General features: G+C 35.5%; 13 protein-coding genes. 11 read left to right on the top strand and 2 right to left on the bottom strand.

Features of this window, described 5'->3' with window-relative positions:
• The first annotated feature begins 118 nt into the window (after positions 1-118).
• Positions 119-343, top strand: a complete 225-nt coding sequence (locus METBO_RS06805) for a hypothetical protein (protein WP_013644955.1) — start codon at positions 119-121, stop codon at positions 341-343.
• A 98-nt stretch (positions 344-441) separates the two neighbouring features.
• Here the strand turns inward: METBO_RS06805 and METBO_RS06800 are convergent, their stop codons facing one another.
• A complete protein-coding gene (locus tag METBO_RS06800) occupies positions 442-1,062 on the bottom strand; it encodes a hypothetical protein (protein WP_013644954.1) in 621 nt (206 codons plus the stop codon).
• 196 nt (positions 1,063-1,258) lie between these two features.
• Here METBO_RS06800 and METBO_RS06795 point away from each other — a divergent pair, with 196 nt between their 5' ends.
• The 10 genes from METBO_RS06795 (at position 1,259) to METBO_RS06750 (ending at position 11,560) form a co-directional block, all read left to right on the top strand.
• The gene (locus METBO_RS06795; protein ID WP_013644953.1) at positions 1,259-1,798 is read left to right on the top strand and encodes a class I SAM-dependent methyltransferase; all 540 of its coding nucleotides are present in this window, start codon (positions 1,259-1,261) and stop codon (positions 1,796-1,798) included.
• A gap of 13 nt (positions 1,799-1,811) precedes the next feature.
• Entirely contained in the window at positions 1,812-2,612 is an 801-nt protein-coding gene (locus METBO_RS06790; protein ID WP_013644952.1) for a 2-amino-3,7-dideoxy-D-threo-hept-6-ulosonate synthase, read from the top strand.
• 59 nt (positions 2,613-2,671) lie between these two features.
• On the top strand, positions 2,672-3,796 hold the full coding sequence (locus tag METBO_RS06785) for a 3-dehydroquinate synthase II (protein ID WP_013644951.1): 1,125 nt from the start codon (positions 2,672-2,674) through the stop codon (positions 3,794-3,796).
• Positions 3,797-3,907: 111 nt separating this feature from the next.
• The gene (locus METBO_RS06780) at positions 3,908-4,849 is read left to right on the top strand and encodes a phosphoenolpyruvate carboxykinase (ATP) (protein WP_013644950.1); all 942 of its coding nucleotides are present in this window, start codon (positions 3,908-3,910) and stop codon (positions 4,847-4,849) included.
• A 7-nt stretch (positions 4,850-4,856) separates the two neighbouring features.
• The gene (gene thpR / locus METBO_RS06775; protein WP_013644949.1) at positions 4,857-5,405 is read left to right on the top strand and encodes an RNA 2',3'-cyclic phosphodiesterase; all 549 of its coding nucleotides are present in this window, start codon (positions 4,857-4,859) and stop codon (positions 5,403-5,405) included.
• Between the two features lie 89 nt (positions 5,406-5,494).
• Positions 5,495-6,880: a CCA tRNA nucleotidyltransferase gene (gene cca / locus METBO_RS06770; protein WP_013644948.1), complete on the top strand. Its 1,386-nt coding sequence runs from the start codon at positions 5,495-5,497 to the stop codon at positions 6,878-6,880.
• Between the two features lie 213 nt (positions 6,881-7,093).
• Positions 7,094-7,531: a signal peptidase I gene (locus METBO_RS06765; protein ID WP_048186389.1), complete on the top strand. Its 438-nt coding sequence runs from the start codon at positions 7,094-7,096 to the stop codon at positions 7,529-7,531.
• 445 nt (positions 7,532-7,976) lie between these two features.
• On the top strand, positions 7,977-8,789 hold the full coding sequence (locus METBO_RS06760) for a pseudomurein-binding repeat-containing protein (RefSeq protein ID WP_013644946.1): 813 nt from the start codon (positions 7,977-7,979) through the stop codon (positions 8,787-8,789).
• A gap of 452 nt (positions 8,790-9,241) precedes the next feature.
• A complete protein-coding gene (locus METBO_RS12755; RefSeq protein ID WP_227717261.1) occupies positions 9,242-10,138 on the top strand; it encodes a response regulator in 897 nt (298 codons plus the stop codon).
• 396 nt (positions 10,139-10,534) lie between these two features.
• Complete coding sequence (locus METBO_RS06750) at positions 10,535-11,560, top strand: PAS domain-containing sensor histidine kinase (protein ID WP_013644944.1); 1,026 nt, start codon at positions 10,535-10,537, stop codon at positions 11,558-11,560.
• 53 nt (positions 11,561-11,613) lie between these two features.
• On the opposite strand, the gene METBO_RS06745 is transcribed toward METBO_RS06750, so the two are convergent.
• Positions 11,614-12,384 carry a response regulator gene (locus tag METBO_RS06745; RefSeq protein ID WP_013644943.1) on the bottom strand — a complete coding sequence of 257 codons (771 nt, stop codon included), beginning with the start codon at positions 12,382-12,384 and terminating at the stop codon, positions 11,614-11,616.
• Positions 12,385-12,451 lie beyond the last annotated feature (67 nt).

Here is a 12,451-nt window from a genome sequence, read left to right as displayed (position 1 = left end):
TTAGGTTTTTTCTATATTTTTCTTTACCATAATTTATTAATATTAAGTAATATATAATTAGTAATACTTATAGTAGATTCTAAAAATAGGGAAATTGTATTTTTTGCAAGGTGGTCACATGTCCTATGGAGAAAATGAAGGAGAAAAAAGGAAAAAACTAAAAACAAAACCCAAATCTGATGAAGTTCTAGATGAAGAATCTGAAATGTTTCCAGATGCTGAAGAAGAAAGGATGAAAGTTGCCCCTGCAGATCTTCTAGAAAAAGAAAGACCAGACCTTCTTGAGAAGGAATATGGAAAAAATGTGAAGGTAAACCCACAGAAAAACAAGAAGAATACTTAAGAAATAATATCCAATAAAGAATCAATTAAAATCCTTTAAACTAGAGCTAGTAATATTAAAAAAAAGAAAATGTGGAGCTGTATCCACGTGGATCTTATTTACTCTTCATTTTTTGCCTTGCCGTACTCTTCAATCGATCTTGAAATGAAGTAGAATACAACTATTATACCCACTATCCATGTGAAATTTTGGACTATTCCCTTCACTGTTCCATCGTTTGGAATCTGTATACTTCCAAAGGTTATGAGGGGTATGAAGATAAGATAAACCACTATAACTGATGTTGTTATTGCTTTTCTTATTTCTCCTGAGTTGAACTGTCCTGTGCCAGACATGTAGTTTGCAATTATCAGGGTTCCAAAGAATGTTACCACACCAATTCCTAAAAATATCCACAGTATTGACAAGCCCAGCAGGGTGATGATGAGGGGTATGATGAGAAGATCGATGACGCCAAGTATAAGGATCATTTTAACAGTGTTGAACCATTTTTTGTGTCTTGAATTTAATACCTGTCTGTTGAGATTTTCTTTTTCTCTTTCCATTCGTTTTTTATCTTTGTCGAGCCATTCAACCTTTCTTTGAAGTTCTTCGTTTTCCTTTTCGAGTTTTATTATTTTGGCCCAGTCTAGATTCCTGATATCGTTGTTAAGTTCGTTCCGTTCATTGAGAAGTTTTTTTATTTCTTCATCCAGCTCTTGCTTGTTGGATTCATCCATCCTATTACACCCCACTACTATGATAAATAAACCTGTAAATTGTAGTCAAAAAATATTTAACAGTCATACTTAATTATGTTGGGTTTAGTTATTTAAATTATGAGCAAATACTCGTTGATTTCGTTTAATTTTAGTAGTTACTGTTTTAAGATTTGCAGGTCCAATCCAATAATAGTCTAGGCTCAAGGGGAAAAATATGATAAAAATTAGTTACGATATCAAAGTTTATAGGCAAGAGTTAATAAATAATATTAAGAAAGCAGATGTTGTTGTTGAGCTTGGATGTCATGTAGGTAATTCAACAGCTATAATAGCTGAGCTTTCACCAAATGGAAGGGTAATTGCACTGGATAACAGTCCTGAAGCTATAACTCCCATGAAATTGTTAGAGGAAAACAATTCCAATATAAATTTTTACAAGGCCGATGTAAGGCTTCATGAAACCCTTGAAATGGTTGCTAAACAAATTAAAGAAATAGGTAGATGTGACGTACTGTCTGTTGACCTTGGAGGAGGATACCATCCTGACACTGTGTTCAAGGTATTTTTCATATGGTCATCAACTTTAAAACCACGTTTAACTATAATTAGAAATAGGGGATTAGTAGATTTTATACATTCAGCTCAAGCAGAAGAAGAGATTAAATCCCAAGAGGGATGGCTGGAATCATCAGGAAATGATGGGATACCACCAAGATTGAAGGAGTTCAAACTCTGGTCTTCAAAATTAAGTTAAGGATGGAATGTTTATGATAGGTAAAAGAATCAGGATCGAACGTATATTAAACAGAAAAACAGGAAGATGCGTCATAGTACCAATGGATCATGGTATGAGCATTGGACCGGTGGACGGAATAATAGATATGGCAGAAACCATTGATGAAGTTGCAAGCGGAGGAGCAAACGCTGTAATAGAACATAAAGGAATGGTTGGCAAAGGTCACAGAGGATACGGTAACGACATAGGTCTTATCATCCACCTGTCAGCAAGTACATCGGTGGGACCAGACCCTGACCACAAGGTGCTAGTAACCTCGGTGGAAAAGGCATTGAAACTAGGTGCAGATGCTGTTTCAGTCCACGTGAACATTGGTTCAGAAAAGGAACCTGAAATGTTGGTGCAGATGGGAACCATTGCAGAAACATGTGATGAATGGGGAATGCCACTCATAGCCATGATGTACCCAAGGGGAAAGAAGATAGAAAACGAACACAGTGTAGATGTGGTGAAGCTAGCTGCAAGGGCAGGAGCAGAACTCGGAGCAGATATCATAAAAACCAACTACACAGGAGATCCACAGACCTTTAAAGAGGTTGTTGACGGATGCCCAGTACCTGTTGTAATAGCAGGAGGACCAATGGTAGAAACAGACAAACAACTGCTTGAAATGGTTAAAAATTCTGTTGATGTCGGAGGAGCAGGTGTTGCAATTGGCCGTAACATATTCCAGGCTAAATCACCTAGCAAAACCACCAGGGCCATAGCTGAAATTGTTCATAACAACATGGAAGTTGAAGATGCACTCAAGATACTAAACGGCACAAGCTAACTAAAGATTCATGAATCAACTCCTATATTTTTTTAATTATTTTTTAGAAGGTAACACCAATGAAATTCGCATGGATTAAGGCAGAAGGACAAAACTGGGACGAAAAAAAACTGTTAATAACAGCGGCTCTTGAATCTGGAATTGACCACATCGTAGACTACGAAGATCCAGAGAAAATAGCCAAACTCGGAAATCTCAGCGTAGTGTCCAACACAAAGGATTCAGACATACACATGGTAGGAATTAATGGAGAAGGTGATGGAACCTTAACCATTCCCGACGATCTATCCAACTCCAAGGATCTTGCAGATTTAACAGCCCTTAAAGCTAGTGGCAGTACAGTTGCGGCTTACATGGAAATAAATAGTAAAAAACACGAAGAACTAGCAAGTAAACTCGGGAAAACTGCAGATTATCTGGTTCTTCAAGGTAAAGATTGGACTGTCATACCCCTTGAAAACATCATAGCAGAACTCCAAGGCCAGGACGTCAAGATCATAGCAGCTGTGAAGGATTTTGATGAGGCCAAACTTGCACTTGAAACACTGGAATACGGTACAGACGGTGTTCTTTTAATTCCTAACGACATATCCCAGATAAAAAAGGTTGCAGAATTCATAGAGAAAATAGACTCTGAAACCTACCAACTCGTTGCAGCGAACGTTACCAAGGTTGAACCAGTTGGATCTGGAGACAGGGTATGTGTAGACACCTGTTCCATGATGCAAGTAGGCGAGGGAATGCTGGTTGGCTCCTACTCAAAGGGCCTTTTTTTGGTTCACAGTGAATCATTAGAAAGTGAATATGTGGCAAGCAGACCCTTCAGGGTAAATGCTGGACCTGTACATGCATATGTAATGACACCTGGCAACAAAACCAGATACCTATCAGAGATAGAAACAGGTGACGAAGTATTAACGGTTGACTCTAAAGGAAACACCAAAACAACAGTTGTGGGACGTGTTAAAATAGAGAAAAGACCTCTCATGCTGGTTGAAGCTGAACATGAAGGTGTGAGTGTAAGGACTTTGCTTCAAAATGCAGAAACCATTAGACTCATCAATCAAGACGGTGACCCAGTGTCAGTTGCTCAGCTCAAGGTGGGGGACAGGGTCATGGTTTACTTAGATAAATCAGCCAGACACTTTGGAATGGCCATAGAAGAATCAATAATAGAGAAGTAAGATGGAGAAATCTTCACCACCCGTGAATAAAGTTTATGAATTATATTTAATGATTAAAATGTTTGATCCTTAATAATTTGGATAAAACCCAAAACACAGGTGATTCTAATCATGACGGGATACACTGTTAAACTAATAGAACCCCAAGCAAAGGATGACATGTTTGACGAGCTTGTAAGCAAAGTCAGATATGAAAGAAAGGCCAATATAAACGGGGCTTGTGTTAAATTATTAACAGACAATCATGACTTTAAGGAAGAGTGGGAAGACAACTTCAAATTTATGAACGAAGATATAAGGCCCCACGCCAAAATTTTCACCGTTGATGATGGGGGAGAACTCGAAGTTCTCTACGAAACTGTTTCCAAAACCTGTATCATTAAAAATTGTGACTACTACGGATGGGTTAAGAGCATAGCTCTGGCTGTTATATCAGATTTCTTTGAAGAGTACCATTCTGTACACAGGAGATACTCGGTCCACGGATCAACAGTGGACTACGAAGGACATGCCATAGCACTTATAGGTCCTCCAGGTACAGGTAAAAGTACGTTGACCTATGGATTACTCCAAAACAAGGATTTTAATTACATCTCTGATGATTGGTTTTTCACCAGACTGTTTGAAAATGCGACTGTTGTTTACGCATCTGAAAAAAATAGTTACATCAGAGACGATATAATCAATGTGTGGACATGCTTCACAGATGAACTCAAACGTGTCAAGCTTGATAATAAGGGCAGAGGATTGGCAGACGTTAACACCCTATTTAAGGGTAGAAGTAGGGAAAGCTCTACACTCATGTCAGTTGTACTCCTTGAGAGAGATACTAACCATCCTCCATTTAAAAAGCTTGAACTTGAAGAGGCCATGAAGTTCATGGAAGAAAAGGATTTCTGTAATCCCCATCAACTGGTAAAAGACAACAGAAAATTTAAACTCAGATACAACTTCTTCAGGGAAGTATTCAGCAAACTCGATGTTTATCTATTAAATATCATTGAAACCCCTGAACAAAGTCTTGAAAGAATTAAAAAACTCGCAAAAAGGTGATCGAACAATGAGGGCATTTCTCGCGGTGGATTTAGATCCAAACTTAACCTACAAAATAATGAACATCCAAAAACAGCTGGCACAGGTCAGTTCCAACATTAAACTGGTTGAAGAAGAGAACCTTCATTTTACCTTCAAATTTCTGGGGGATATTACCCCTGAAAGGAAAGATACCATAGTGGAAATGACAGAGGAACACATCAAAGACTACGCTCCATTCAACATAAACATCAAGGGATTGGGAGCATTTCCAAGCACAGATTACATCAAAGTTGTATGGCTGGGTGTTGAACATCCTGGTGCATTTTCAAAGGTCCAACGCGAACTCGACATGGAATTCTCAAAAATGGGCTTTAACAAAGAAAGAAGCTACATACCTCACCTCACTATTGGACGTGTTAAAGGAACTAAAAACAGGGATGAACTCAGTGCGTTGGTAAAGGAACTAGAAAATATTGAGATAGGATCCATGAACATAGATAGGTTAACACTTAAAAAAAGTGAACTAACTCCGGTAGGTCCTATTTACACTGATCTTCACGATATTTTCTTGTGAAAATATAATTTTTTGTATGGTATGAATTTATTGCAGTGTAAGGAACCATTGTATTTTTCATAATTTTTTTAATATTTAAGGTGAGTTTATTGTCAGAACTAGATTACGATACTATTTTAAAGGGAATTAAACCCTCAAAACAGGAACATGAAGAAGTAATGAAACTCTCAGGAGATCTTGTTAATGTTATAAATGATACTGCTTCAGAACTGGGTGTTGAAGTAGAAGCTGCACTTGTAGGTTCTGTTTCCAAGGGAACTTGGCTTTCAGGAAATGCTGACATTGACATTCTAATGAAATTTCCACTAGATACATCAACAAAACTTTTAAAGAAGTACGGCCTTGAAATAGGTCATGAAACCATAAAGAAAATGGAAGGGGCAGCTGAGGAACGCTACGCTTCACATCCCTATGTAACAGGTTACATCAATGATTACTACATAGATTTTGTGCCCTGTTACGATATAAAATCCTACAAGGAACTTAAAAGTGCTGTTGACAGAACATTACTCCACACCAAATATATTCAGGCCAACTTGACCCCTAAACAGGAGGATGAAGTTGTTTTGCTCAAGAAGTTCATGGAATCTGTGGGCACCTATGGTTCAGAGTTTAAGGTGGGAGGATTTTCAGGGTACCTCTGCGAACTCATGATACTGGAGTACGGAAGCTTCAAAGAAACCATCCAGAATGCGGCTCTTAACTGGAAATACGGCCACACAATCGATCTCATGAACTACCAAACAGGGGGAAACTTCAAGGATCCTTTGGTAGCAGTTGATCCCGTTGATCCAAACCGGAATGTGGCCGCAGCACTCACCCTCCAGAAAATGTCAGAATTCGTGGTGGCTGCAGTGAACTTCCACCAAGAACCCAATGAATCTTACTTCAAACAAAAAACCCATGAAATGGATGAGGAAATCCTTAAGGAACTCTTCAATAATAGAAAAACCAAAACTGTACTCATAACATTCAAACCTCCAAACATACCTGCAGATGCTGTTTATCCGCAGATTAAAAAGACCGAACATTCCATTGTTAGGATGGTTGAGTCTGAGGGTTTTGAAGTGTTTGGAAGTGCATCTTGGACAGATGAAATCAACGAAGCTGTGATGTTAATAGAATTTGAAGTCTGGGAACTACCAGTTCTTAAAAAACATTTAGGACCTAAAATTTGGATAAGGGAACATCAGAAAAGATTTTTAGATAAGTACCCTGATAATGCTTGGATAGAAGAAGATAGGTGGGTAGTGGGTGTTCCAAGGGAATATACGCAAGTCTTAACCCTTCTCTCTGACCTTATGTCAGGTAAAAAATCTGGATATCTCCAGTTTGGGAAGCATCTTAAAAATAGGATCATGGCCGATCACCAGATATTGGACGTTAAAAATATCTTGGACTCCCAGTCCAACACATCGGGATTCATCAAATTTTTATACGAATATTTACACCCTGGAGACAAAATATTCCGGTAAAGAATTAGTATGAATGGTTCATTTTATTTATAACCTTCCTTTTTAACTTTTTTTTATTTCAACTCTTAAACTTGCTGATCATGGTGGACCTTCTTTGCACATTATTTTAGATGAAATTTGGTTGCCACATCCTTTTTTATCATGAATTGGAAATCCTTTAATAGTTATTATTACATATTATAATATAAGTAATAACTATTATGGGTGATGCATATGAAATGGAATGATATGTTGATACTGATCAGTATCTTCGCAGTTGGAATTGTTCTGGCCCAACACTTGAATGTTGTTTCATCTGAAAGTATGGAACCCTTACTTCACAAGGGAGACATTGTCATCATAAACTACGAAACCGACAATATAGATGTTGGAGACGTGGTGGTATACAATGCAACATGGTTTGACCATAAACCAGTAATTCACAGGGTAATAAATAAACAAGCAGTAAATGGAAGTTATATCTATACATTAAAGGGTGATAACAATCAAAAAGAGGATCCAGAAATAGTCTACCCCAAAGCTGTGATTGCAAAGGTAGTTAAAATAAACCATCAAATGCTAATCTTGCCAAAACTAGGGTACATCTCATTCTGGTTCCATGAACTCATGGAATATTTCTTCGGACAAACCATTCTTTACTATCCCTCCTAAACAGTATTCCACTTGATTTTGACATCCTAAACTACGATGAAATTGAAAGTAGGCTAAACTTTGATTTGCTGCTTTCATATTTTTCTAGAAATTATTTGATTATCCTCATTTAATTTTCGTTTTTAGAAGAAATTTTTTCAATAGCTTACTTATGCATTAAACTTGACTGGAAGTTTCTGATTGAAGATTTGGTTTCTATATGATGGTTAAAGTTGTTGACTGTGTTAATTGTGTCTTATTTCCATATAAATAACTGTAAGTCATTTTAAATAACTACCAGTCAACTATTACTATTTTTAAATGAAATAACAACTCTTTAATATGGGCTTTATTTTAGAAACAAGGTCATTTAAAGCTGTTTTACGGGAAAATAAAATAAAAAGATTTATATGATATTTTGGTTGTAAATAATAATTAACCAAACCTCATTGTAATAAATGATTGGTTGGGAAACGGGGGAATTGCAATAAGGAAAAAATTATTATATTCCATCACAGCTCTTTTATTTTTAGTACTGATCCTGAATATAGGTGCAGGTGCTGCAGCCTCAACAGCTCAAGCATCGGGTTCAACAACTGGAACCATTAAAACTACAACCACCAGTAACACTACTCTTGTTAGCGGATTAACCTCTGCTCAGATCAAAGATGGATACACCAGGGCACAGAATTTTTACAACACCAACCACAGACTTCCAAACTACGTGAGCTATGGTACCAAGAAGGTAATGATATCAGACTTCCAGACCATACTCGCAACCCAAGGACTCAAGATAAACATGTACTACTCAAGGCCAGTTTACATAACAAGTGACAATATAAACAACAAAACCGCAGATAACACAAGAATAAACAACATAGTAACAGGACTAAAAGCTCTGGGCATTAAAGCCTACAACATGGGAATAGGTCCTAACACCCACGTGAAAGTGTTGCAAAATACTAATGTACCACAAAATGCACTCATTGTAGATATCTATGGTGGTGCAGATGCAGGAACTCTTCTTGAAATGGGTCAATCTTGGTATAAAAAAATAAAGGGTGCAAGATCTGTTTACAGTATATTTTGGCCACCTTCAAAGGTAATAACTGGTTTAGCATTTTTAGAACGAGCTCATGATGACAATTACAGTCCTGCTTCATTTACTGGACTGGCTAACCCAGATCAATATTTAATAAATAATGGTTACAACTACATCTACTCTAAAGACATTAAAACCATTGTAAATAGTATATTCAAACAAGTATCAACTAATTAATATACTATTTTTTTATCCTTTTTTGAATTCCATAAGCTAAATTGAAATAACGATTTTAATCAACCTTATCTAATATTACAGTCTACTTAATTAATTTGAGCTGTTAAGCTTTTAACCATCCTATTAATCCAGCCATTAAATCATATTTTAGTATCCCTTCATGTAATTATCAATTAAATCATCATCTACCCTATATAAATCTTCTCGGAAATATTCTAAAAAAAATAATAGAGCATAAATTACATTAATTATGTGTGCTTTTGTGCATTTTGATTCTTTATATTATCTATAGTGATAATATTACATACTAAACATGAAAAATTCTAATTCAAAAGTTTTTTACGTGAATTATAGATGATATCAACTAATTTACATTTAATTGAAATTAGTTGGTAGTATATAATCTGTAAAGTTTAAAGGGGGAGATTAATATACCTGGAAAAATATTGGTTGTGGAAGATGATGGTATACTAGCCACAGCTTTACAAGTGAAACTTGAAAATTGGGGATACAAAAGTCCTGTAGCCTTTACTAGTCAAGATGCAGTGAAACAGTTTCACAAAACCAAACCTGACCTTGTTATTATGGATATAACTCTTAAAGGTAAATTAAATGGTATTGAAACAGCTGAACTCATTGATTCTGAACTTCAAACCCCTATAATATATTACAGTTCAAGCACCGATAAAGAACTATCAGCCAGACTTAAAAATATTCAAAATAGGGATTATGTGTCTAAAACATCTGAAGATGAGACTTTAAGATCATCAATTGAAAAACATATCAAATTAAAATCTAACCGAGATTTTGAAAAGTTGATGACCCAAAAAACTTCAAGGAAAGATCTCACTGATTTTAACAAAGAAGAGGGGGATGTGAACACGAATAGAAATTTAAATACACTGAAAAATAACGTATCCTATCCAGATACAGAAAGTTCTAAACCAAAGAATGTTGAAGCCATGAATGACAAATGTGCTGAAGCTAACTCTGTTTCGTCTGTTGGAACATTTAACAATGTCAGTAACTTCGATGAGTCCATTGAAGCTAAAAATTATGGATCACATCAAACCATCGAAACAGAACTTAAAAAACTGGAAACAAATTTCACTAAGATATTTAAGGACTCCAAATCACAGCATCAGAAGATTGTTGAACTAAACAATTTAGTGGAAGAATATAAAGGATTGTTGGCAGAGAAAGACATCCAAATAAATGAATTAAAGGCTGAACAAACTAAATTAGAGGAAAGATTAATTGAATCTAAAGATCAGTTCCGAACAGTTTTAAATGAGATGTGCAGTGTAAACGATCAGATAAACAAATTTATTGGAACTCTTAATGATTAACTAAACTTGGACCAACCTACTGATGTTCTGCAAATAATTCAAGTTAGAAATTTAAGAGCAAAAGAATTTATTGAAGATTCTTTGACTGTCTGTAATATTTGCTTTTATAAGATCAAGGGATGATCCTTAACTATATATCACGGAATATGGAATTAATAAATACATTTGTAAGGAAAAAATAAATTAGAGATAATGAGCTGTTTTAATGCTTATAATAGAATAGCGGATCATGTTCTTCATTAATATTTTAAGAGTAGAACCCAAATTATCTTTAGAATATTTTATTTCCATTTTTTTCTAAATAAAATGGATTTTTCAAATGCAGCTATTCATAAGTTGTTATGAGGATACTGAATATCAATTAAATGGCATAATTAAAATGGGGGGTCAAAGTTTATGGAAGATTTTGAATTGAATAATGAAGGATTACCAACGATACCAGAAATTGCATGGGAATTTATCTTTGATTCCATCGAAGCACCCATCATGATCTTGGATGATAAACATAGGATTGTTCGTATAAATGAAAGTATGAAGCAGGCATTTAATATTCCGGATGATCCCATCCTGGAGAAGTGTTACAAGATCGTTCATGGTACAGAGAATCCACCAGATTTTTGTCCCCATTCTCAAACCTTAAAAAATAATCAACAGTGCACCGAAGAAGTTGAGTTATCAGATATCGATGCTTGGCTCTTAGTAACAACCAGCCCTATACAAAATAATGATGGCGAACCTATTGGAAGCACACACATAGCTCAGGACATTACAAAACTAAAACAAACACAAGAAAAAAACCAACAATCCTTGGAATTGAAGGATTTATTGATAAAAGAAACACATCACAGGGTGAAAAATAATTTAGTCACATTGTCAAGCCTTCTTTACCTCCAAGCAGAGCATGTAGAAGATCAAAAAGCTAAAGATATTTTGTTAGACTCTAAAAATCGTGCCAGGGCCATGGCAATCATACATCAAAAACTTTACAGCAATAAAAATTTAGAAACCATAAACTTGAGCTACTACCTCAACCAGCTCATGGACGAGGTATTAAAATCTTATTCCATAACAGACAAGATCAAATATATCCTAGATCTAGACAATATTATTTTAGATTCTAGCACTGCGTTAATCGTAGGATTAGTTGTCAATGAATTGGTTTCAAATTCCCTGAAATACGCATTTCCAGATGATGCATTGGGAGTTATCAGTGTAAGCTTTCATGAAAATGATGGTGAGTACATCCTAAAAATTTCAGATAACGGAAAAACCATTCCCCAAGATGTTGATATAAACAACATAGATTCATTCGGACTAACCATTGTGAACCTTCTTGTTAATCAAATAGAAGGCCAAATTTCTGTTGAAAGGGTTGCAGGAACAACTTTTACGATTAAATTCAAAGAGAAAAGAGAAAACTAAACTTACATGTCTAAGGCACATCTATCAAAACTAAAATTAACGAAAGAAAATTTTTATTTTGTAGGGAGTTCAAGTTTTCTTGTAACTCCCAACACCCTATCTACCTCTCCATTTTCATTGTACAGAAAAGATGTCACCACTTCGGTTGGTATTTTAGAACCATTTTTATGGGTTTGATCAACCAAGTGTTTGCTGACTTTCAATGATTCGTCTCCTGACAAAATTGATTGAATCCTTTCAGGCAAAGCTTTCATTATTCTTTGATAGGATTCCTTGGTCAGTACATCTTCCATTGATTGTTCTAGTACTTCATCAGGAGTGTAACCCCTTAGACCTTCGACTGAATCACTGACATAATTAAATTTAGCTGATTTCAGATCTAAGATCCATATCACATCGCCAAGATTTTTTGATATGATGCTGTGAAGTTCCTGTTTTTCATCAAATTCCTTTTTTAGTTCTTGTTTTTTTAGTGCAAGCTCTATTGCAAACTTCAACTCATTGTCATCGAATGGTTTAATGATGTAAGCATAGGGGGATGTTTTATGGGCTCGTTCCATGATCATTTCTGAGGAATATGCTGTTACATAAATAATAGGAATATCTACATGTTTTTGAATATTTTCGGCTGCTGTTATTCCATCTTCATTTCCATATAGCACCACATCCATGATAATCAAATCTGGCTTATTTTTAATGGCAGTTTCCACGGCATCTGACGATGATTTAACATTATCTAGAACTGAGTATCCCCAACTTTCAATTTTCATTCTCATTTCTAGTGATGTTATCATTTCATCTTCCACTATCAATATTTTCTTCATATGGATTACACCTGATTACGAATTTTGAAAATTGTTTTTGATTTTTATTGAAAAATTTGTATAGAAT

Source organism: Methanobacterium lacus (assembly GCF_000191585.1).
Taxonomy (GTDB): domain Archaea; phylum Methanobacteriota; class Methanobacteria; order Methanobacteriales; family Methanobacteriaceae; genus Methanobacterium_B; species Methanobacterium_B lacus.
Note: the sequence above shows the minus strand (reverse complement) of the source record. Positions and strands in the feature narration are given on the sequence as shown.